Here is a 21606-nt window from a genome sequence, read left to right as displayed (position 1 = left end):
CAGGAGGTGGCCACTCGATGCAGGAAGTGGCCACTCGAGTGCGCTCGCTCGGACAGCCTGCGCGAGCCGACGCAGGTCGGCCGCGGTGCGCGGGCGCGCCTACGATGGAACCCGTGCTCCGACGCCTCGATCTCACCGACCTGCCCGACGAGCAGGCGCTGCGCGCGCTGCTCCCCCGGCCCGCGATCGACGTGGAGGCGGCCCTGCCCGCCGCCGCCGGCCTCGTCCACGACGTGCGCGAGCGCGGCGCCGAGGCGCTCCTCGAGCAGGCCGAGCGGTTCGACCGCGTGCGCCCCGAGGCGCTGCGCGTGCCGGCCGCCGCGATCGCCGCCGCACGCGACGCGCTCGAGCCCGCCGTCCGGGCGGCGCTCGAGACGGCCATCGCGCGCGTGCGCGTCGGCTCGGCCGCGCAGGTGCCCGCCCCGACGCGCGCGGAGGTCGCCCCCGGCGCCGTCGTCGAGCTGCGCTGGCAGCCGGTCGACCGCGTCGGCCTCTACGTGCCCGGCGGCAAGGCCGTCTACCCGTCGAGCGTCGTCATGAACGTGGTCGCGGCGCAGGCGGCCGGGGTGCCGTCGATCGCCGTCGCCAGCCCCGCGCAGGCCGACCACGGCGGCCTGCCGCACCCGACGATCCTCGCCGCCTGCGCGCTGCTCGGCGTCGACGAGGTCTACGCGATGGGCGGCGCGGGCGCCATCGGCGCGCTCGCGCACGGCGTCCCCGGTATCGGCCTCGCGCCCGTCGACGTCGTCACGGGCCCAGGCAACGTCTTCGTCGCCGCCGCGAAGCGCGCCGTCGCGGGTACCGTCCGCGTCGACTCCGAGGCCGGCCCTACCGAGATCCTCGTCATCGCCGACGCGACGGCCGACGCCGAGCTCGTCGCCGCCGACCTCGTGAGCCAGGCCGAGCACGACGAGCTCGCGAGCGCGGTGCTCGTCACCGACGACGCCGGCCTCGCCGACCGCGTCGCCGCCGCCGTCGAGCGGCGCGCCGTCGCGACGCACGCGGCCGAGCGCGTCATCGCGTCGCTCGGCGCCGAGCAGTCGGCGATCGTCCTCGTGCGCGATCTCGACGACGCCGCGCGCGTGAGCGACGCCTACGCGCCCGAGCACCTCGAGATCCAGACGGCCGACGACGACGCCGTGCTCGCCCGCATCCGCCACGCCGGCGCGATCTTCCTCGGCCCGTTCGCGCCCGTGAGCCTCGGCGACTACGCGGCCGGCTCCAACCACGTGCTGCCGACCGGCGGACAGGCGCGCCGGGTCGCAGGCCTCGGCGCCGCGACGTTCCTGCGCCCGCAGCAGGTGGTGCGCTCCGACCGGGCCGCGCTCGCCGCGGTGCGCGACGCGGTCGTCGCGCTCGCCGGCGCCGAGGGCCTGCCCGCGCACGGCGAGGCCATCACCGCTCGCTTCGAACCTGCCCAGTTCGAAGCCGGCCGCGTCGAGGAGGCCCGCTGATGCACTGCCCGTTCTGCCGCAACCCCGACTCGCGCGTCGTCGACTCGCGCACGAGCGACGACGGCCTCTCGATCCGCCGCCGGCGCCAGTGCACCGAGTGCGGGCGCCGCTTCACCACGACCGAGACCGCGAGCCTCTCGGTCGTGAAGCGCAACGGCGTGCTCGTGCCGTTCTCGCGTGACAAGGTCGTCGAGGGCGTGCGGAAGGCCGCGCGAGGCCGGCCCGTGAGCGACGCCGACCTCGCGCAGGTCGCGCAGGCGGTCGAGGAGACGATCCGCGCGACCGGCGCGAGCCAGATCGACGCGAACGACATCGGCCTCGCGGTGCTGCCGCCGCTGCGCGACCTCGACGAGGTCGCCTACCTGCGCTTCGCGAGCGTCTACCAGGCCTTCGAGTCGCTCGACGACTTCGAGACCGCCATCGCGGGGCTCCGCGAGGACCGCCGCGAGCAGCAGGAGCGCACCGAGTGACCGCCTACGACCTCGTCTTCCGCCACGGCTTCCGGCACGTCGACCCCGAGCGCGCCCACCACCTCGGCGCCGCGGTCATCCGAGCTGCCGGCGCCGCGCGGCCCGGCGTGCGCACCGACCCGTCGCTCGCCACCCGAGCGCTCGGCCGCGCGTTCCCGACGCCGTTCGGCGTGGCCGCCGGCTTCGACAAGGACGCGACGATGATCGCGGGGCTCGGCGCGCTCGGCTTCGGCCACGTCGAGGTCGGCACGCTCACCGCGCAGCCGCAGCCCGGCAACGAGCGGCCGCGGCTCTTCCGCCTCGTCGACGACCGGGCGCTCGTCAACCGGATGGGCTTCAACAACGGGGGAGCGGCGGCCGCGGCCGACCGCATCGCCGCCGCGCGCGAGGCGCGCTCGCGCCCCGTCATCGGCGTGAACATCGGCAAGAGCCGCGTCGTCGACGCGGACGACGCGGTCGCCGTCGAGGCCGACTACCTCGCCTCGACGCGGGCGCTCGCGCCCGTGGCCGACTACCTCGCCGTCAACGTCTCGTCGCCGAACACGCCGGGCCTGCGCGGCCTGCAGGAGGAGCGCGTGCTCGAGCCGCTGCTCGCGGCGATCCGAGCGCAGGCGGGCGACGTGCCCGTGCTGGTGAAGATCGCCCCGGACCTCGATGACGAGCAGGTCGACGGCATCGCCGCGCTCGCGGCCCGGCTGGGCCTCGCGGGCGTCATCGCGACGAACACGACGATCTCGCGCGAGGGCCTCCGCACCGACCCTGCCGTCGTCGCCGCGGCGGGCGCCGGCGGCCTCTCCGGGCCTCCCGTGGCAGCCCGCTCGCTCGAGGTGCTGCGGCGCCTCCGCGCGGCGCTGCCGGCGGAGGTCGCGGTCGTCTCGGTCGGCGGCGTCGAGACCGCCGACGACGTGCGCGCGCGGCTCGACGCCGGCGCGAGCCTCGTGCAGGGCTACACGGCGTTCGTCTACCGCGGGCCCGGCTGGGCGCGCGAGATCAACCGCGGGCTCGCCGGCCGCTAGGCCGGGGCGCGGCCCGCGATCATTCCGGGTAGCGGAAGAGCTTCGTCTGCGGCTTCGGCATGCGCATGAAGGGCAGCTGCACCGCGCGCATCGTCGCGTACCAGCCGTGGCCCTTCGCGTCCTTCGCGCCGAACTTCGACTTGAGCACCCGGCGCAGCTGCCAGGCCATGAACACCGAGTCGAGCACGACGAGCAGCACGAACGCCCACAGGACGATGTTCGCGACGACCCGCCACTGGGGGTCGTTGATGAAGGTGAGCACGAGGACGACGATCATCATCGGCATCGCGAGCGTGCCGAGCGAGAGGCGGGCGTCGACCCAGTCGCGCACGTACTTGCGGATCGGGCCGCGGTCGCGCACCGGCAGGTAGCGCTCCTCGCCGCGCTCGAAGCCCAGACGGGCCTTCTCGCGCTCGGCGCGCATCTTGTCCTGCATCTGGCGCCGCGCCTCCTTGCGGTCCTCGGGGACCAGGGGGCGGCGGTTGCGGGCGATCTGCTCCGACTGCTTCGGCGTGCGGCGGCCCTCCGGCTGCGGCTCGGGCTGAGCCTTCTTGGCGTCGGAGCGGCTGAAGAGGGGCACGTCGGGTCCTTGCGTCGCTGGAGCGGGGATCGTCCCATGGTACCGCGGCAGGGCGCCGACGGCGGCGCCTAGGATCGTGCGCATGACGACTCCCGAGACCTCCACCGCGCGCCCGCTCGCCGACGGCGCCGCCGCCCTGTCCGAGCGCGATCGCGCCGTCCTCGCCGCCGTCGACGCCGGCTTCGACCGCGCCGTCGAGGACCTGAAGGCGCTCGTGCGCATCCCGAGCGTCTCGTGGGACGCCTACGACCCCGCGCACGTGCAGGCGAGCGCGGAGGCGGTCCAGCGGCTCGCCGAGGGCACCGGCGTCTTCGAGCGCGTCACGATCGAGCGCGCGCCCATCGGCGACACCGACGCGCTCGGCCAGCCCGCGGTGCTCGCCGTGCGCGCCCCGAAGGCGGGGAAGCCGTCGATCCTGCTCTACGCGCACCACGACGTGCAGCCCTGGGGCGACGAGGCGCTGTGGCGCACCCCGCCGTTCGAGCCCACGGAGGTCGACGGCCGCCTCTTCGGCCGCGGCGCCTCCGACGACAAGGCGGGCGTCATCGCCCACATCGCCGCGGTCCGCGCCCTCGCCGAGGTCGTCGACCCCGAGCTCGGCATCGCGCTGTTCATCGAGGGGGAGGAGGAGCACGGCTCCCGCTCGTTCCAGCGCTTCCTCGAGCTGCACGCCGACACGCTCCGCGCCGACGTCATCGTCGTCGCCGACTCCGACAACTGGTCGGTCGACACGCCCTCGCTCACCGTCGCCCTGCGCGGCAACGTCGCGTTCAACGTGCGCGTCTCCACCCTCGGCCACGCGAGCCACTCCGGCATGGTCGGCGGCCTCGTGCCCGACGCGATGCTCGCGTTCGCGCGCCTCGCCGCGTCGTTCTGGCACGAGGACGGCTCGGTCGCCGTCGAGGGGCTCACGGAGGCCGAGCTCGACGTGCCCGAGCAGACCGAGGCGCACGTGCGCGAGGAGGCCGCGGTGCTCGACGGCGTCGAGCTCATCGGCTCGGGCCCGCTGCTGAGCCGCGTGTGGGCGAAGCCGTCGGTGACCCTCACGGGCATCGACGCGCCGAGCGTCGCCGACGCGTCGAACACGATCCTGCCCACCGTGCGCTTCCGCATCTCGACCCGCATCGCGCCCGGCCAGTCGGCCGAGGACGCCTTCGCGGCGCTCGACCGCCACATCCGCGCCCACGCGCCCTTCGGCGCGCACGTCGAGTACGACTCGATCGACCTCGGCGACCCCTTCCTCGTCGACGCGAGCGGCTGGGGCGCGACGGAGGCGAAGCGCGCGATGGCCGACGCGTGGGGCGCGGAGCCCGTGGAGGCGGGCATCGGCGGCTCGATCCCGTTCATCGCCGACCTCGTCGCGCAGTTCCCCGAGTCGCAGATCCTGGTCACCGGCGTCGAGGACCCGGCGACGATGGCGCACAGCCCCAACGAGTCGCAGCACCTCGACGTGCTGCGCCGCGCGATCGGCGCCGAGGCGCTGCTGCTCGCCCGCGCCGGCGACCGCTCCGCCTGAGCGACGGCGGGAATACACTGGAGCCCTCGGGCGCTGCAACGCTCGAGGCTGAGAGGAGCACGCAGATGACGGATCTCGCGACGCACGGCGTCACGCTCACCGACACCGCCGCCGACAAGGTGCGTCGGCTGCTCGACCAGGAGGGCCGCGACGACCTGCGGCTGCGCGTCGCCGTGCAGCCCGGCGGATGCTCGGGCCTGATCTACCAGCTCTACTTCGACGAGCGCCGCCTCGACGGCGACGTCGTGCGCGACTTCGACGGGGTCGAGGTGATCGTCGACCGCATGAGCGTCCCGTACCTCGACGGCTCGACCATCGACTTCGAGGACACCATCCAGAAGCAGGGCTTCACGATGGACAACCCGAACGCGCAGGGTTCCTGCGCCTGCGGAGACTCGTTCCACTAGCAGCGACCCCGCGAGCGCAGCGCGATGCGCCGCGGGGCTCCTGCGCCTGCGGAGACTCGTTCCACTAGGCATCCGCAGCGCCCCATCCCGCGACACGCCGTCGGCCACCCGGCCGGCGGCGTTCGCGCGTCCCCGGGCGGGCTCGCATCCGGCGCTCTGAGGGGCGTCGCGGGGGCCTGAGCGTGCGCTGTGGGTACTAGGATCGATACCGACGTTCACCGACTCGGAGGAAGACAGTGCGCAATCGTCGATCTCGTTGGATCGCAGCCCCGGTCGCCGTGGTGGTCGCCCTCGCGCTCGCGGGCTGCACCCAGGCGCAGCTGCAGGGCTTCATGCCCGCAGACCCGGGCCTGACGAACCACGTCGACCGCATCATGGGCCTCTGGACGACCTCGTGGATCGTGCTCCTCGCCGTCGGCATCATCACCTGGGGCCTCATGATCTTCGCGGCGATCGCGTACCGTCGCCGCAAGGGCCAGGTCGGCCTGCCCGTGCAGCTCCGCTACCACATGCCGATGGAGATCTTCTTCACCATCGTGCCCGTGATCCTCGTCGCCGGCTTCTTCGCCTTCACGGCGCGCGACCAGGCGATCATCGAGGAGCCGAACGCCGACCCCGACTACTCGATCACCGTCTACGGCAAGCGCTGGTCGTGGGACTTCGTCTACGACCGCGAGGGCCAGGACCCGGTGCACTTCCAGGGCATCCAGGCGCAGGAGGACCCTGCTACGGGCCAGCTGCAGCAGGAGTCGCTCCCGACCCTCGTGCTCCCGACCGACTCGTCGATCGAGATCACCCTCGAGGCGCGCGACGTGGCGCACTCGTTCTGGATCGTGGAGTTCCTCTACAAGAAGGACATGCTCCCGGGCGTCACGAACCACATGTACTTCGAGACCGGCTCGCAGGAGGGCGTCTTCCGCGGCAAGTGCGCGGAGCTCTGCGGCGAGTACCACTCGGCCATGCTCTTCAACGTCGAGCTCGTGAGCCCGGCCGAGTACGACGCCTACCTCGAGAGCCTCGAGGCCGAGGGCAACGTCGGCCCGATCGACGAGTCGATCAACCCCTTCACGGGCGATGGGAACATCGACCCCGAGCGCGACGAGAACGTCGACACCACGGAAGGCGAGTGACAGGGATGACCGCCACGGCATCGCCCACGAGCACGCAGAGCCCCATCAGCACCAGCGCTGAGCGCAAGGGCAACGTGCTGGTCAAGTGGATCACCTCCACCGACCACAAGACCATCGGGTACATGTACCTGATCACGTCGTTCATCTACTTCGCCATCGGCGGCGTGATGGCGCTCCTCATCCGCGCGCAGCTGTTCGCGCCGGGCCTCGAGGTCGTGCCGACGGAGGAGCAGTACAACCAGCTCTTCACGATGCACGGCACGATCATGCTGCTCATGTTCGCGACGCCGCTCTTCGCCGGCTTCGCCAACGTGCTCATGCCGCTCCAGATCGGTGCGCCCGACGTCGCGTTCCCGCGCCTCAACGCGCTGGCCTACTGGCTGTACAGCTTCGGCTCGTTCATCGCCGTCGCCGGCTTCCTCACCCCGCAGGGCGCCGCGTCGTTCGGCTGGACCGCGTACACGCCGCTGAGCGACACCGCGTTCTCGCCCGGCATCGGCGGTCACCTCTGGGTGCTCGGCCTCGCGCTCTCGGGCTTCGGCACGATCATGGGTGGCGTCAACTTCATCACGACGATCCTCACGATGCGCGCGCCCGGCATGACGATGTTCCGCATGTCGATCTTCACCTGGAACATCCTCATCACGTCGATCCTCGTGATCATCGCGTTCCCGGTGCTGGCCGCCGCCTTCTTCGGCCTCGCCGCCGACCGCATCTTCGGCGCCCACATCTACGACCCCGCGAACGGCGGCGTCGTGCTGTGGCAGCACCTGTTCTGGTTCTTCGGCCACCCCGAGGTGTACATCATCGCGCTGCCGTTCTTCGGCATCATCTCCGAGGTCATCCCGGTGTTCTCGAGGAAGCCGATCTTCGGCTACAACACCCTTGTCGGCGCGACGATCGCGATCGCCGCCCTGTCGGTGACGGTGTGGGCGCACCACATGTACGTCACGGGCACCGTGCTGCTGCCGTGGTTCGCGCTCATGACGATGCTGATCGCGGTGCCGACCGGCGTGAAGATCTTCAACTGGATCGGCACGATGTGGCGGGGCTCCATCACCTGGGAGTCGCCCATGGTGTGGGCGCTGGGCTTCCTCGTGACCTTCACGTTCGGCGGCCTCACGGGCGTCATCCTCGCCTCGCCGCCGCTCGACTTCCACCTCTCCGACGGCTACTTCGTGGTGGCGCACTTCCACTACGTCGTGTTCGGCACGGTCGTGTTCGCCATGTTCTCCGGCTTCTACTTCTGGTGGCCGAAGTGGACGGGCAAGATGCTCAACGACCGCCTGGGCCACATCCACTTCTGGCTGCTGTTCATCGGCTTCCACATGACGTTCCTCATCCAGCACTGGCTGGGCGTCATCGGCATGCCGCGCCGGTACTACACGTACCTGGAGCAGGACGGCTTCACCTGGATGAACCAGATCTCCACCGTGGGCGCGATGATCCTCGCGCTGTCGATGGTGCCGTTCCTCTGGAACGTCTGGATCACGGCCCGCACGGCGCCGAAGGTCACCGTCGACGACCCGTGGGGCACCGGCCGCTCGCTCGAGTGGGCGACCAGCTGCCCGCCGCCGCGGCACAACTTCGCCTCGATCCCGCGCATCCGCTCGGAGTCGCCCGCCTTCGACCTGCACCACCCGAACGCGGGGCCGCAGTTCGGCGTCGGTGCCGGGCCGCTGCAGGACAAGCCGGATCGCGACGACGTGATCGACGTGACGAAGACCGAGGGGCGCTGACATGCGGGCCAACATCCTCCTGCTCGCGATCATCGCGACGTTCTTCTTCGCCTCCTCGGCCGTGTACACGCTGTGGCACATGGTGTCGTACGACGGCGAGGTCGAGTGGACGGGCACGATCGGCATGGCCCTCACGGGCATCCTGTCGGTGCTCATCGGGTTCTACCTCTGGCTGCTCTACCGCAACCAGGCGGGAGAGCTGCCCGAGGACCGCCTCGACGCCGAGATCGACGACGCCGACCCGGAGATGGGCCACTTCTCGCCCTGGAGCTGGTGGCCGATCGCGCTCGGCGCGGCGCTGGCGATGATGTTCGTCTCGCTCGCGGGCCCGACGTTCCTCATCCCGATCGCGGCCGCGCTGACGCTCATCATGCTCGTCGGCTGGGTCTACGAGTACTACCGCGGCAACTTCAGCCGCTGACGCACCGCGCACGAAGGGCCCCGTCTCCGGACGGGGCCCTTCGTCGTCGGGCCGTGCTGCGGCCGACGACGCGCTCAGGCGACGCGGCCGGCGCGACGGCCCGTGTGGAGGCAGCCGCCGAGGAACGTGCCTTCGAGCGCGCGCGAGCCGTGCACGCCGCCACCGCCGAAGCCCGCCGCCTCGCCGACCGCGAAGAGGCCGGGCACGGGCGCGCCGTCGGCGTCGAGCGCGCGCGAGTCGAGGTCGGTGAGGATGCCGCCGAGCGTCTTGCGGGTGAGCGTGCGCAGCCGCACGGCGATGAGCGGCCAGTGCCGCTCGTCGAGGATGCGGTGGGGCGCGGCGGTGCGCACGAGCCGGTCGCCGAGGTACTCCCGCGCGCGGCGGATCTCGATCGCCTGCGGGTCCGTCGAGGCGGGGTCGGCGACGGCGGCGTCGCGCTCCTCGATGGCGGCGACGACGGCCGCGCGGTCGAGGTCGCCCTCGCCGAGCCGCTCCATGCCGTCGAGCAGCTCGGTGACGCTGCTCGCCACGACGAAGTCCTCGCCGTGGTCGAGGAACGCCTGCACGGGCGCGGGCGCGCCCGGCAGCACGCGCTGCGCGAGGCGGCGCAGGCTCCGGCCGGTGAGGTCGGGGTTCTGCTCCGAGCCCGAGAGCGTGAACTCCTTCTCGACGATCGACTGCGTGAGCACGAACCACGAGTGCTCCGCGCCCACCGAGCGCAGGTGCGCGAGGGTCGTGAGCGTGTCGAAGCCGGGGTAGTTGGGCGAGGGGAGGCGATGCCCGCGGTGGTCGAGCCACAGGCTCGACGGGCCGGGCAGGATGCGGATGCCGTGGCCGGGCCACACCGGGTCCCAGTTGGCGATGCCCTCGGTGTAGTGCCACATCCGGTCGCCGTGCACGAGCGCCGCGCCCGCGGCCTCCGCGAGCCCCAGCCCGGAGCCGTCGACGTGCGCGGGCACGCCTGCGAGCGCCTCGCGCGGTGGAGGGCCGAGGCGCTCGGGCCAGAGCGAGCGCACGCGGTCGAGCTCGCCGCCGATGCCGCCGGTCGCGACGACCACGCTCTCGGCGCGCAGCTCGAAGGCGCCGACGACCTCGCGGCTCGAGGGCTCGCCGCGCACCGTGAGGTCGTCGGCGAGGCGGTCGCCCGCGACGCCGACGACGCGGCTGTCCTCGACGAGCAGGCGCTCGACGCGGTGCCGGAACGAGAGCGTGGCGCGGCCGTCGGCCACGGCATCGCGCAGGCGGCGCGTGAAGGGTGCGACGAGGCCGGGGCCGGTGCCCCAGACGATGTGGAAGCGCGGCACGGTGTTGCCGTGGCCGCCGGGCGTGCGCGCGCCGCGCTCGGCGTGCCCGACCACGGGGAAGAGCCGCACGCCGAGCTCGCGCAGCCACGGCCGCAGCTCGCGGTGCGCGAAGTCGAGGTACGCCTCGGCCCAGCGCCGCCCGTGTTCGTCGCCCTCCGCGTCGAAGCCGGCGGCCCGCATCCAGTCGTCGCGCGCGAGGCCGACGGAGTCGCGGATGCCGAGGCGGCGCTGCTCGGGGGAGTCGACGAGCAGCAGGCCGCCGAACGACCACCAGGCCTGGCCGCCGATCGACTGCCGGCCCTCCTGCTCGACGATGCGCACGGTGCGGCCGCGGTCGAGCGCCTCGCACGCGGCGACGAGCCCCGCGAGGCCCGCGCCGATCACCACCACGTCGGTCCGGGTCTCGGGCATCGGGGCCTCCGTCGATCTAGCGGAACAGCGTCGTCCTAGCGGAACAGGGGGTTGCGGTTGAGCATCGCCGTGGCGGCGCGCTCGAAGTAGTCCATGAGCTCCGCGCGGTGCAGCGGAGCCGGGGCGAGGTCGTCGACCGACGCCTCCATGGCGGCGAGCCAGCGGTCGCGCGCGTCGAGGTCGACCGGGAAGGGCGCGTGGCGCATCCGCAGCCGCGGGTGGCCGCGCGTCTCGCTGTACGTGGTGGGGCCGCCGAAGAACTGCTCGAGGAACAGCCGCAGCCGCTCCTCGGCGCCCTCGCGGTCGTCCTGCGGGTACATGGGCCGCAGCACCTCGTCCTGCCAGACGCGGTCGTAGAAGCCGCGCACGAGCGCCGCGAAGAACGGCGTGCCGCCGACCGCCGCGTGGAGCGACTGCGGCTGGCCGACGGGGATGCTGCCGGGGAGCGTCATGCCCTGCCCTTCGCCGTGTCGTCGAGGCCTTGCACGACCACCTTCTGCAGCGAGGGCAGCGTGACGCCGAGGTCGTCGAGCCCGGCCTTCACGCGGCGGCGCAGCTCGCGGGCCACGTCGTCCTTCGCGCTCGCGCGCGTCTTCACCACGAGGCGCAGCACGACGGCCTCGGCCGAGACCGACTCGATGCCCCACGTCTCGGGCTTGTCGATGATGCGGCTCGTCCACTCGGCCTCCTCGCTCATCCGCGTCGCCACGTCGAGGAGGCGCTGCTCGACCGCGTCGACGTCGGCGTCGTACGGCACCGCCTGGTCGAGCAGCACGCGTGCCCAGCCCTGCGACTTGTTGCCGACCCGCACGATCTCGCCGTTGCGGACGTACCAGAGCGTGCCGTTGACGTCGCGCACCTGCGTGACGCGGATGCCGACCGACTCCACGACGCCGGACGCCTCGCCCAGGTCGACGACGTCGCCGATGCCGAGCTGGTCCTCGAACACCATGAACAGGCCGTTGAGGAAGTCGCGGATCACGCCCTGCGCGCCGACGCCCGCCGCGGCGCCGAGGAAGCCGGCGAGCGCGACGAGCGAGCCGGGGTTCACGCCGAGCGCCCCGAGCACGAGGATCGCGGCGAAGACCGCGATCACCCAGGCGAGGATCGTGTTGAGCACGCTGCCCATGGCGCGCGTGCGCTGCACGATGCGCACCTGGGCGAGGGGGGAGTGCGAGAGCGCCTCGGTGTCGGCGACGTCGGCGCGGCGCTTCACGCCCGTGACGACCTCGTGGACGACCCGGCCGATGACGACCTTGACGATCCAGTAGGCGAGGAAGGCCCCGATCACGATCAGCACGATCGAGATCGGCGTCCCCCACGCCGCCCACCAGTCGGCGACGTCCGCCCAGTCGATCCCGGGCGCGGCCTGCAGCGAGAGCCCTCGCATCCGTCCTCCGATCAGGCGTCGCGCTCCTGCGCCGCGAGCGCGCGCTCGACGCCGGCCAGGTGCTCGATGATGATGCGGCGCAGCGCGGGCGCCGGCTCGTTCGCGGCGAGCCACGCGCGCGTGGCGTCCGCGAGCTCCCGGCTCGCGAGGCCCCCGGGGTAGACGCCCACGAGGAGGCCCTCGGCCACCTGGTACGTGCGCGAGTCCCAGATCGACTGGATCGCGTCGTGGTACCGGGCGACGAGGCCCTGCAGCGACGCGGGGTCGTTGACGTGGGCGAGGCCCTGGCCGGTGTAGCGCACGATCATGTTCGACGCGCCCTCGGCGTCCACGACCGACGCGAAGGCGGCCTCCTTCGCCTCGGGCGTCGGCACGGTCGCGCGGGCGCGGGCGGCGAACTGGCGGCCCGTGGCGGTGTCGTCGGTCGCGAGCAGCGCCGCGATCTCCTCCTCGCCGGCGGCGCCCGCGAGCACGAGGCCGTCGAGCAGCTGCCAGCGCAGGTCGGCGTCGATCTCGAGGCCCTCGAGCCGCTGGTCGCCGTCGAGCAGGCCGCGCAGGATCGCGACGTGCTCGTCGGTGGAGGCGAGGCCCGCGAAGGCGCCCGCGAACTGGAACTGCGCGTCGGAGCCTGCCTCCGCCTCCGAGGCGAGCTGCCAGAGGCGGTCGCCGGCGCGCTCGATCGTGGCGGTGCGCTTCGAGGGGTGCACGTAGGTGCGGGCCACGAGCGCGAGCTGCGTGAGGGCCAAGCGGATCGTGGTCGACTCCGTCTCGGCGCCGATGTTCTCGAGGACGAGGTCGACGTAGTCGCTCGCCGGCGTCTCGGCGTCGCGCGTCGCGTCCCACGCGGCGCCCCACACGAGGGCGCGCGCGAGCGGGTCCTCGATGTCGCGCAGCTGCCCGAGGGCGGTGCGCGTGGACGCCTCGTCGAGGCGGATCTTCGCGTAGGCGAGGTCCTCGTCGTTCACCAGGATGAGCGCGGGGCGCATGTGGCCGACGAGCGACGGCACCTCGGTGCGCGCGCCGTCGACGTCGAGCTCGACGCGGTGGATGCGGCGCAGCGCCTTGTCCTGCACGTCGTAGAAGCCGATCGCGAGGCGGTGCGGGCGGAGCGTCGGGTGCGTCTCGGGCGCGGTCTGCTCGATGGCGAAGGAGGTGATGATGCCGTCGGCGGTCGTCTCGATCGCCGGGCGCAGCGTGTTGACGCCGGCCGTCTCGAGCCACAGGCGGCTCCACTCGCCGAGATCGCGGCCGCTCGCGGCCTCGAGCTCCGAGAGCAGGTCGCTGAGCTCCGTGTTACCCCAGGCGTGCGTGCGGAAGTACGCGCCGACGCCCTGCATGAAGGCCTCGAGCCCCACCCAGGCGACGAGCTGCTTGAGCACCGAGCCGCCCTTGGCGTACGTGATGCCGTCGAAGTTGACCTGGACGTCCTCGAGGTCGCGGATCTCGGCGACGATCGGGTGCGTCGAGGGCAGCTGGTCCTGCTTGTAGGCCCAGGTCTTCTCCATCGCCTGGAACGTCGTCCACGCCTCGGTCCACTCGGTGGCCTCGGCGGTCGCGAGCGTCGACGCCCACTCGGCGAACGACTCGTTGAGCCACAGGTCGTTCCACCAGCGCATCGTCACGAGGTCGCCGAACCACATGTGCGCGAGCTCGTGCAGCACGGTCACGACGCGGCGCTCGCGGATGGCGTCGGTCACCTGGGCGCGGAACACGTACGCCTCGGTGAAGGTCACGCATCCGGCGTTCTCCATCGCGCCCGCGTTGAACTCGGGGACGAAGAGCTGGTCGTACTTGTCGAAGGGGTAGGGCACGCCGAACTGCGCCTCGAAGAACGCGAAGCCCTGGCGGGTCTTCTCGAAGATGTAGTCGGCGTCCATGTGCTCGGCGAGCGAGGCGCGGCAGAAGATGCCGAGCGGGATGGTGCGACCGTCGGCCGAGGCGAGCTCGGAGCGCACGACGTCGTACGGGCCCGCGACGAGCGCAGTGATGTAGCTCGAGATGCGCGGCGTCGGCTCGAACGACCACGTGCCGGTGTCGCCGTCGACGACCGGCTCGGGGGTGGGCTGGTTCGAGACGACCTGCCAGCGCGCGGGCGCCGTGACCGTGAAGCGGAAGGTGGCCTTGAGGTCGGGCTGCTCGAACACCGCGAAGACGCGGCGGGAGTCGGGCACCTCGAACTGCGAGTAGAGGTAGACCTCGCCGTCGACCGGGTCGACGAAGCGGTGGAGGCCCTCGCCGGTGTTGACGTAGCGGGCGTCGGAGACGACGCGCAGCTCGTTCTCGGCCTGCAGGCCGTCGAGGCGGATGCGCACGGAGTCGTCGACGTCGGCGACGTCGAGGTCGACGCCGTTGAGCGTCACCTGGTGCACGGCCGCGGAGATGTGGTCGATGAACGTCGACGCGCCCTCGGTCGCGCGGAAGCGGACCGTCGTCGTGGATCCGAACACCTCGTCGCCCCTGGTGAGGTCGAGCTCGATGTCGTACGCGTCGACCTCGAGGATCGAGGCGCGCTCCTGGGCTTCGGCGCGAGTGAGGTTCTCTCCGGGCACGCTGGACTCCTTCGGCAGTGGTGTGCTGGCTGGTCCCAACCCTAGTGGCGCGCGCCCCGGCGCCCGCCCGGGCGCGGATAGCATCGAGGCATGACTGCGCAGGAGGCTCCGACGCCCACCGTCCGCATGTGGTTCGACCCGACCTGCCCGTGGGCGTGGATGACGTCGCGCTGGCTCGGCGAGGTCGCCGAGGTGCGCGGCCTCGACGTCGACTGGCGCGTGATGAGCCTCGCCGTGCTCAACGAGGGCCGCGACCTGCCCGAGTCGTACGCGGCGCGGATGCCGCGCTCGATGCGGCTCACGCGGCTCGTCACGGCCGCCCGCGCCGAGGGCGGCGACGCCGTCGTGAAGCCGCTCTACGACGCGCTGGGGGAGCGCATCCACCACGCCGCCCGGAAGGACGACGACGCGATCGTCGCCGAGGCGCTCGCGGCGGTCGGGCTGCCCGCCTCGCTCGCCGACGAGACCGACGCGCACGACGAGGCGCTGCGCGCGAGCCACGCGGAGGCGATCGACCTCGTGGGCGACGACGTCGGCACGCCGGTCGTCGCCGTCGGCGACGTCGCCTTCTTCGGCCCGGTCATCAGCCCCGCGCCGACGGGTGAGGAGGCGCTGCGCCTCTTCGACGGCGTCGTCGCCGCCGCGTCGGTCGACGGCTTCTTCGAGCTCAAGCGCACCCGCACCCGCGGGCCGCAGTTCGCGACCGAGGGGGAGGCCGCCTGATGCGCGTCCACGTCGCCACCGACCACGCCGGCTTCGAGATGTCGAAGCGCCTCGTCGAGCACCTGCGCGACGCCGGCCACGACCCGATCGACCACGGCCCCACCGCGTACGACGCCGAGGACGACTACCCCTCGTTCTGCATCGCGGCGGCGCGCGCGGTCGTCGCCGACCAGCGGGCGGGCGTCGAAGCGCTCGGGGTCGTCTTCGGCGGCTCCGGCAACGGCGAGCAGATGGCGGCGAACAAGGTGAAGGGCGTGCGCGCGGCGCTCGCCTGGAGCCTCGCGACCGCCGAGCTCGCGCGCGAGCACAACGACGCGAACGTCGTCGCGGTCGGCGCGCGCCAGCACTCCGAGGAGGAGATGCTCGCGATCATCGGCCGCTTCCTCGCCACCGCGTTCTCGGGCGCCGAGCGCCACGCGCGCCGCATCGCGCAGCTGGGGGAGTACGAGACGACGGGCGCGATCGCCGGCCACGAGATCGACTGATGCCCGAGGGGCACTCCGTCCATCGCATCGCCCGCCAGTTCGCAGCGAACTTCGCCGGGCACCGGGCCTCGGTGACGAGCCCCCAGGGACGCTTCCAGGTGGGCGCGGCCGAGCTCGACGGGCGCGAGATCACCTCGTCGCAGGCGATCGGCAAGCACCTGCTCGTCGGCTTCGACGGGCCGACCCTCCACGTGCACCTCGGCATCTACGGCGCGTGGGACTTCGCGGGCGCGATCTCGGTCGACCCGACGATCGCCGCATCCGACGGCCGCATGGGGCAGACGGGCATGCGCGGCGCCGGCACCGACGGCGAGCACGAGGACTCGATCGCGTCGATCGGCGCGCCGCGGCTCGCGCGGCTCCGCGCGGGCGAGACGGAGCACGCCGATGCGCTGGTCGAGTTCCCGCCTCCGCCCGTCGGCCAGGTGCGCGTGCGCATCCTCACCGCCTCCGCCGTGGCCGACCTGCGCGGGCCGACGGTGTGCGAGGTGCTCGACGACGCCGAGGTGCGCGCGCTCGCCGAGCGGCTGGGGCCCGACCCGCAGGCGCTCACCGAGTCGAAGCGATCGGCCGAGGACCGCTTCGTGGCGCGCGCGGCCCGCTCGGGGCAGGCGATCGGGCAGCTGCTCATGGACCAGTCGGTGGTCGCCGGCATCGGCAACGTGTACCGGGCCGAGCTGCTGTTCCGCGCGCGCATGGATCCGCACCGCCCAGGCTCGGCCGTGCCCGAGGACGAGCTGCGGGCGCTGTGGCGCGACTGGACGAAGCTGCTGCGGATCGGCGTCGAGACCGGGCAGATGCTCACGATCGACGGCCTGCGGGGCGCGAAGCGGGCGGCGGCGCTCGCGAACCGAGCCGACCGCCACTGGGTGTACAAGCGCGAGGGGATGCCGTGCCGCCGCTGCGGCACGCCGATCGCGCTCGAGGTCATGCAGGCGCGCAAGCTGTACTGGTGCCCCGGCTGCCAGCTGTAGGCAGTCGCGGGCCGCGGCTCAGCGGAACCGGTACGTCGTGTCGAAGCCGTCGCCGCTGAGCACCCAAGCGCCCGTCGGGTCGTCGGCGCGCACGGCGACGATGACCTGCGCCGTCTCGGTCTGGCCGGGCGCGAGGTCCCAGATGTAGCCGAGGTCGTCGGGCGCCGCGGCGGTCGCTGCGGAGTTCTGGTCGGCGATCGGACCGCCGTCCGGCTGGTAGCCGAACGTCATGTCGTGCATCGGATGCGTGGTGATGACGCCGACGTTCGTGATCTCGAGCTCCATGATCACGAAGCGCTCGCCGTTGCGCGGCGTCGCGCCGGTCTGCAGCGCGATGTCGTCGGCCGGATCGACTGAGGCGGTCGGCGTGATCTCCCACGTCGAGCCGCGCTCGGTGTGGATGACGACGGTGTCGCCGTACGAGAAGTCGCCCGGCGCCGTGGTGGGCACCGGCGGGTCGGTGGGGCCGTTCGTCGTCGGCGCCGGCGCGATGCTGTCGGTCGGCAGCGGCCCGGGCGTCTGCGGGATCTCGGGATCCGCGGGCACGGTCGCGGGCATCGCGACGCACGCGGCAAGGCTCAGCGCGGCAAGGCTCAGCGCGGCGGCCGCCAGCAGCGCGGCGCCGAGCGGTCGGGAGCCGCGGCGGCGGGAGCGGGAGCGGAGCGGGCCGTGCACCCGGCCACGGTATCCCGCGCGGCTGTCCGGCGGCTGTCGGCGTCGGGCCAGGCGCGGGGATGCGGTAGATTCGAGCAGTCCCTCGGGGCGCGCGGGCGTAGCTCAATGGTAGAGCCTCAGTCTTCCAAACTGATTACGCGGGTTCGATTCCCGTCGCCCGCTCCACCGCTGCAGTCCGAGCGGATCATCCTCAGGGCTGACGCCGATCCGCCGCTCGTCCGACGCGCAGAACAGGCCTCGCGCGGTGGGATCGAAGCATGACGAAGCACCGTGCCTCCCTCGCCGCCGCCGCGGCCGCCGCCCTCGCCGTCGCCGGCCTCACCGCCTGCTCGGGCATCTCCGACGCGTTCGAGCGCGTCCACAGCGAGTCCTTCGAGACCCGCGCCGACGCCGCGAGCGGCTGGGTCGGAGTGGCCGCGCCCGCCTGGTTGCCGGCCGATGCCGTCGACATCCGGAGCACCGCGACCCTCGACGAGACGCACGCCGTGATCGCCTTCCGCGGGGCCGAGCCGGTCGGCTGCGCGCTCGACGCGCGCGCGTCGCTGCCCTTCGACGGGCGCTACGGCGGCTTCGCCGAGGGGAGCGAGCTGCCCGACGAGGTGCTGCGGTGCGGCTCCTACGAGGTGCACGAGACGTCGGAGGGCTGGCTCGCGTGGTTCACGGCGACCGAGCCCGGCGAGACGCCCGCGCCCTGAGCGAGGCGGGCGCACGCTCCGCAACCGGTTCCGCTATCGTCGAGCCGTGCAGCGCAGCATCCCCGCAGACCTCATCCTGGGCGGCGCGACCGCCGCCTACCAGATCGAGGGCGCGGCCGCCGAGGGCGGCCGGACGCCGAGCATCTGGGACGCCTTCTCCCGCGTGCCGGGCGCCGTGATCGACGGCCACACCGGCGACGTCGCGTGCGACCACTACCACCGCATGCCGCAGGACGTCGCGCTCATGCGCGAGCTGGGCCTGCAGTCGTACCGCTTCTCGACGAGCTGGTCGCGCGTGTGCCCCGACGGCGGCCCCGTGAACCCGGAGGGCGTCGACTTCTACTCGCGGCTCGTCGACGAGCTGCTCGAGGCCGGCATCATGCCGTGGCTGACGCTGCACCACTGGGACATGCCGCAGTCGCTCGAGGAGGCCGGCGGCTGGCCGGCGCGCGACACCGCGCACCGCTTCGTCGACTACGCGCTGGCGATGCACGAGGCGCTCGGCGACCGGGTCGTGAACTGGACGACGCTCAACGAGCCGTGGTGCTCGTCGTTCCTCTCGTACACGGCGGGCGCCCACGCGCCGGGCCGGCAGAGCGTCGCCGACGGCCTCGCGGCGGGCCACCACCTGCTGCTCGCCCACGGCATGGCCGTGCGCGCGCTGCGCGACGCGGGGGCGGAGCGGCTCGGCATCACGCTGAACATGACGGTCGCGGATCCGGTGGACCCGTCGTCGGTCGCCGACGTCGACGCCGCGCGGCGCATCGACGAGCAGTACAACCGCTTCTTCCTCGACCCGATCTTCCGCGGGCACTACCGCGACTCGCTGCTCGCCGACGTGGGCCACCTCGGCCTCGACGCCGTCGTGCAGGACGGCGACCTCGCCACGATCAGCGCGCCGCTCGACGTGCTGGGCGTGAACTACTACCACGGCGATGCGGTCTCGGCCGTGCCGCCGACGCAGGCGCCGCTGCAGGACGCGCCGACCGACCGACCGATCGCGAGCCCCTTCCCGGCCGCCGAGTGCGTGTACATCCACGCCCGCGACCTGCCGACGACGGTCATGGGTTGGGAGGTGCAGCCGGAGGGCCTCACGCGCCTCCTGCGCATGGTGCACGAGGAGTACACCGGCCCCGCGGGCACGGAGCTGTGGATGACCGAGAACGGCGCCGCGTACGACGACGTCGTCGCGGAGGACGGCCGCGTCCACGACGCGGAGCGCACGGAGTTCCTGCGCGCGCACGTCGGCGCGGTCGTCGATGCGATCGAGCAGGGCGTGCCGGTGAGGGGCTACTTCTACTGGTCGCTCATGGACAACTACGAGTGGGCGTGGGGCTACCACAAGCGCTTCGGGATCGTGCGGGTCGACTACGACACGCAGGAGCGCACGGTGAAGGACTCGGGCCTCGAGCTCGCGCGAATGATCCGGGAGCGGACGCTCTAGGAGGCCACGTGCGCGGCCCTCAGTAGCGGCCCGAGAGGCCGCCGTCGGCGTGCAGCAGCTGGCCCGAGATCCAGCGCCCCTCGGGGGAGAGCAGGAACGCCACGACGCCCGCCGTGTCGTCCGCGGTGCCGAGGCGGCCGAGCGGCACGTGGGCGGGCATCGACGCACGCAGCTCGTCGTCCATCCAGCCGGTGTCGACGGGACCTGGGTTCACGACGTTGGCGGAGATGCCGCGGGGTCCGAGCTCGCGCGCCGCCGAGATGACGATGCGGTCGAGCGCGCCCTTCGACGCGCCGTAGGGGAGGTTGCCGGTGGTGTGGTCGCTCGTGAGGGCGACGATCGCGCCGCCATCCTCGGGCGCCTGGCGGGCGAAGGCAGCGATGAGCAGCAGGCTCGCGCGGGCGTTGACGGCGACGTGGCGGTCGAACGACTCGGCGGTCGTGTCGAGGATGCCGGACTCCACGCCGTGCGCGTGGCTGAGCACGAGCGCGTCGATCGGTCCGCCGCGGCCGGCGATGACGGCGTCGATCAGGTCGGCCGGAGCGGCGGCGTCCTCGAGGTCGGCGTCGAACTCGGCGCCGGAGCGGTCGGAGGTCGCCACGTCCCAGCCGTCGGCGCGGAGCCGCTCGGCGATCCCGGCGGCGATGCTGTTCGGGCGTGCGGCACCGGTGAGCAGGGCGAGGGGCATGGTCGCACCCTAGCCGGGTGGTGGTCTCGAGTCGCGTGCCGCCTGTGGCGGCGCGCTCCTCGACCGGCGGCGGTGGTCTCGAGATGCGTGCCGCCTGGGGCGGCGCGCTCCTCGACCAGCGGCGGGTCGTCAGTGACCAGCGAGAGGGTGGGCGGCGCACGTCGGTCAGAACGGCAAGGGTGGTGCGTCCGCCGGTGGCGGTGGGCCATGCCAGGGTTCGGGACCACGGGTTCGGGCTCGGGCCCGGTGATGCTCGCGCTCGGTGAAGCGGGGGCCGGTCGGTGTGGGTTCGTCGGTGTAGGTGCGACCGGTGGGCGAGGTCCAGTGGAGGGTGCCGGGTTCGGGCTGCTCGAGTCGCCAGCGGGTGGCGCCCTTGAGGGTGTGGTGGCGGCGGCAGAGATGGGCGAGATTGCCGAGGCTCGTCGATCCGCCCTCGGCCCAGCCGATGGTGTGGTCGACGTCGGTGCGGTGGGCGGAGGCGCCGCAGCCGGGGAAGCGGCAGGTCTGGTCGCGGTGGCGGAGGAGGCGCCGCATGCCGGCGGTGGGCTGGTAGCTGTCGGTGGCGATCACGTGGCCGCGCAGCGGGTCGGTGAAGAGGCGGCTCCAGCCGGGGCTGGTCGCTGCGAGATCGCGGACCGTCGCTGCGTCGACGAGCGAGCCGCCGAGGAGCCGCGGCGCGATGGTGTCGGCGTGCGAGGCCGCCTCGGCGTCGGCGGACGAGCCGGCAGCGAGGAGCGCGGTCGCGGGGATGACGACCGACACCTCCGCACGGATGCCCTCGATACCGGATCCGGTGGCGTCACCGGTCAGCAGGAGGTCGCAGAGCGCGTCCGCGCGGCGCTGGTCGACGGTGCGCGGATCGTCGGCGGGCGCGGTGCGCGCGATGCGGGTCAGCCGGTCGGCGATGCCGTGGGCGAGGAGGGTCGGGATGGTGGCACGGAGGACGGACATGCCGTCGTCGATGTCGGTGACGGAGATGCCACGCTGCTCGCGGCCGGTGCGGTGCCGCTCGACGAGCGGCTCCGCCAGGTGCTGCTCGAGCTCGCGGCGGGCGAGTCGGCGGAGCCGGCCGGGCGCCATCCGTTCGGCGTGGGGGAGGAGCGCCGCCTCGAACGCGGCGCGCGCCGCGGGGTCCTGCAGGGGCAGGCCGACCTCGGCGATGACGTGGAGGTGGCCGCGGTGGATGCGGGCGTCGCCCCAGGCTCGGACGGTCGCGGGCCAGTGGGCGACATCGACCATGGCGCCCCCGAGCTCGGCCTCGAGGGTGCGGTCGGAGCGGCGCTGCCGGGTGGCGAGCTCGGCGGCCACCTCGCGGAGGGCGAGCCGCTGGTCGGTGCGGGTCTCGAGGGCGTCGTCGACGGCCATGCGGGCCAGGCCCGCCATGAGGTGCGCGCGCATCGCCTGCAGGGACGCGATCGCCTCATCGATGCCGACGACGGCCTCGAGCGCGTGCGCCGCGACCGCGTGCGGCGAGGCCGGCTCGGCCGGTGCTGCGCTCGGGGTCTGCGTCGACATGATCGGAGTGTGGCAGGGGC

General features: G+C 73.2%; 21 protein-coding genes and 1 tRNA gene. 14 read left to right on the top strand and 8 right to left on the bottom strand.

From position 1 onward, the window contains the following. Positions 1-113 precede the first annotated feature (113 nt). Genes hisD through IEW90_RS09230 form a run of 3 tightly spaced genes read left to right on the top strand, consistent with a single transcriptional unit; the run spans position 114 to position 2940 of the window. A complete protein-coding gene (gene hisD / locus IEW90_RS09240) occupies positions 114-1454 on the top strand; it encodes a histidinol dehydrogenase (RefSeq protein WP_229679576.1) in 1341 nt (446 codons plus the stop codon). Next, a complete protein-coding gene (nrdR, locus tag IEW90_RS09235; protein WP_188717847.1) occupies positions 1454-1924 on the top strand; it encodes a transcriptional regulator NrdR in 471 nt (156 codons plus the stop codon). Before hisD ends, nrdR begins: the two co-directional genes overlap by 1 nt. Further along, entirely contained in the window at positions 1921-2940 is a 1020-nt protein-coding gene (locus IEW90_RS09230) for a quinone-dependent dihydroorotate dehydrogenase (protein WP_188717846.1), read from the top strand. The genes nrdR and IEW90_RS09230 overlap by 4 nt, the downstream gene beginning before the upstream one ends. Before the next feature lie 19 nt (positions 2941-2959). Here the strand turns inward: IEW90_RS09230 and IEW90_RS09225 are convergent, their stop codons facing one another. Beyond that, positions 2960-3520, bottom strand: coding sequence for a DUF3043 domain-containing protein (locus IEW90_RS09225; RefSeq protein ID WP_188717845.1), 561 nt, complete (start codon positions 3518-3520; stop codon positions 2960-2962). A gap of 82 nt (positions 3521-3602) precedes the next feature. On the opposite strand from IEW90_RS09225, the gene IEW90_RS09220 reads away from it, so the two are divergent. The 5 genes from IEW90_RS09220 (at position 3603) to IEW90_RS09200 (ending at position 8733) form a co-directional block, all read left to right on the top strand. Continuing rightward, positions 3603-5036, top strand: a complete 1434-nt coding sequence (locus IEW90_RS09220) for a dipeptidase (protein ID WP_188717844.1) — start codon at positions 3603-3605, stop codon at positions 5034-5036. Between the two features lie 65 nt (positions 5037-5101). Beyond that, positions 5102-5443 (top strand): HesB/IscA family protein, encoded by a 342-nt coding sequence (locus IEW90_RS09215; protein ID WP_188717843.1) that lies wholly within the window; start codon positions 5102-5104, stop codon positions 5441-5443. Positions 5444-5721: 278 nt separating this feature from the next. Next, positions 5722-6573 carry an aa3-type cytochrome oxidase subunit II gene (gene ctaC, locus IEW90_RS09210; RefSeq protein WP_229679575.1) on the top strand — a complete coding sequence of 284 codons (852 nt, stop codon included), beginning with the start codon at positions 5722-5724 and terminating at the stop codon, positions 6571-6573. 5 nt (positions 6574-6578) lie between these two features. Then, positions 6579-8312 (top strand): aa3-type cytochrome oxidase subunit I, encoded by a 1734-nt coding sequence (ctaD, locus tag IEW90_RS09205; RefSeq protein WP_188717842.1) that lies wholly within the window; start codon positions 6579-6581, stop codon positions 8310-8312. 1 nt (position 8313) lies between these two features. Then, positions 8314-8733 (top strand): cytochrome c oxidase subunit 4, encoded by a 420-nt coding sequence (locus IEW90_RS09200; RefSeq protein ID WP_188717841.1) that lies wholly within the window; start codon positions 8314-8316, stop codon positions 8731-8733. Between the two features lie 74 nt (positions 8734-8807). Here IEW90_RS09200 and IEW90_RS09195 read toward each other — a convergent pair whose 3' ends face one another. The 4 genes from IEW90_RS09195 to pepN are packed head-to-tail and all read right to left on the bottom strand — an operon-like array spanning position 8808 to position 14387. After that, entirely contained in the window at positions 8808-10448 is a 1641-nt protein-coding gene (locus IEW90_RS09195; RefSeq protein ID WP_188717840.1) for an FAD-binding dehydrogenase, read from the bottom strand. Positions 10449-10483: 35 nt separating this feature from the next. Then, entirely contained in the window at positions 10484-10900 is a 417-nt protein-coding gene (locus IEW90_RS09190; RefSeq protein ID WP_188717839.1) for a globin, read from the bottom strand. Continuing rightward, complete coding sequence (locus tag IEW90_RS09185) at positions 10897-11838, bottom strand: mechanosensitive ion channel family protein (protein ID WP_188717838.1); 942 nt, start codon at positions 11836-11838, stop codon at positions 10897-10899. The genes IEW90_RS09190 and IEW90_RS09185 overlap by 4 nt, the downstream gene beginning before the upstream one ends. Positions 11839-11849: 11 nt before the next feature. Continuing rightward, positions 11850-14387 (bottom strand): aminopeptidase N, encoded by a 2538-nt coding sequence (gene pepN, locus IEW90_RS09180; protein WP_188717837.1) that lies wholly within the window; start codon positions 14385-14387, stop codon positions 11850-11852. Between the two features lie 90 nt (positions 14388-14477). Between pepN and IEW90_RS09175 the strand changes: the two genes are divergently transcribed. From IEW90_RS09175 to IEW90_RS09165, 3 genes are read left to right on the top strand one after another with little or no spacing between them, the layout of a single operon-like run. Continuing rightward, a complete protein-coding gene (locus tag IEW90_RS09175; protein ID WP_188717836.1) occupies positions 14478-15110 on the top strand; it encodes a mycothiol-dependent nitroreductase Rv2466c family protein in 633 nt (210 codons plus the stop codon). Continuing rightward, positions 15110-15595 (top strand): ribose-5-phosphate isomerase, encoded by a 486-nt coding sequence (locus IEW90_RS09170; RefSeq protein ID WP_188717835.1) that lies wholly within the window; start codon positions 15110-15112, stop codon positions 15593-15595. The genes IEW90_RS09175 and IEW90_RS09170 overlap by 1 nt, the downstream gene beginning before the upstream one ends. After that, on the top strand, positions 15595-16569 hold the full coding sequence (locus IEW90_RS09165; protein WP_188717834.1) for an Fpg/Nei family DNA glycosylase: 975 nt from the start codon (positions 15595-15597) through the stop codon (positions 16567-16569). The genes IEW90_RS09170 and IEW90_RS09165 overlap by 1 nt, the downstream gene beginning before the upstream one ends. Positions 16570-16587: 18 nt before the next feature. Here the strand turns inward: IEW90_RS09165 and IEW90_RS09160 are convergent, their stop codons facing one another. Beyond that, a complete protein-coding gene (locus IEW90_RS09160; protein WP_188717833.1) occupies positions 16588-17244 on the bottom strand; it encodes a hypothetical protein in 657 nt (218 codons plus the stop codon). 91 nt (positions 17245-17335) lie between these two features. Here IEW90_RS09160 and IEW90_RS09155 point away from each other — a divergent pair. From IEW90_RS09155 to IEW90_RS09145, 3 genes are all read left to right on the top strand, one after another. Then, a tRNA-Gly gene (locus tag IEW90_RS09155) sits at positions 17336-17409 on the top strand. Positions 17410-17501: 92 nt separating this feature from the next. Continuing rightward, positions 17502-17939 (top strand): hypothetical protein, encoded by a 438-nt coding sequence (locus IEW90_RS09150; RefSeq protein WP_188717832.1) that lies wholly within the window; start codon positions 17502-17504, stop codon positions 17937-17939. Positions 17940-17985: 46 nt separating this feature from the next. Continuing rightward, the gene (locus IEW90_RS09145; RefSeq protein ID WP_188717831.1) at positions 17986-19383 is read left to right on the top strand and encodes a GH1 family beta-glucosidase; all 1398 of its coding nucleotides are present in this window, start codon (positions 17986-17988) and stop codon (positions 19381-19383) included. A 19-nt stretch (positions 19384-19402) separates the two neighbouring features. On the opposite strand, the gene IEW90_RS09140 is transcribed toward IEW90_RS09145, so the two are convergent. Both IEW90_RS09140 and IEW90_RS09135 read right to left on the bottom strand, forming a co-directional pair. Beyond that, positions 19403-20071 carry an SDR family oxidoreductase gene (locus tag IEW90_RS09140; RefSeq protein ID WP_188717830.1) on the bottom strand — a complete coding sequence of 223 codons (669 nt, stop codon included), beginning with the start codon at positions 20069-20071 and terminating at the stop codon, positions 19403-19405. 165 nt (positions 20072-20236) lie between these two features. Continuing rightward, the gene (locus IEW90_RS09135; RefSeq protein WP_188717829.1) at positions 20237-21586 is read right to left on the bottom strand and encodes an HNH endonuclease signature motif containing protein; all 1350 of its coding nucleotides are present in this window, start codon (positions 21584-21586) and stop codon (positions 20237-20239) included. Positions 21587-21606: the final 20 nt, after the last annotated feature.

This window comes from Agrococcus terreus (genome assembly GCF_014645235.1).
In the GTDB taxonomy this organism is placed as follows: domain Bacteria; phylum Actinomycetota; class Actinomycetes; order Actinomycetales; family Microbacteriaceae; genus Agrococcus; species Agrococcus terreus.
Note: the sequence above shows the minus strand (reverse complement) of the source record. Positions and strands in the feature narration are given on the sequence as shown.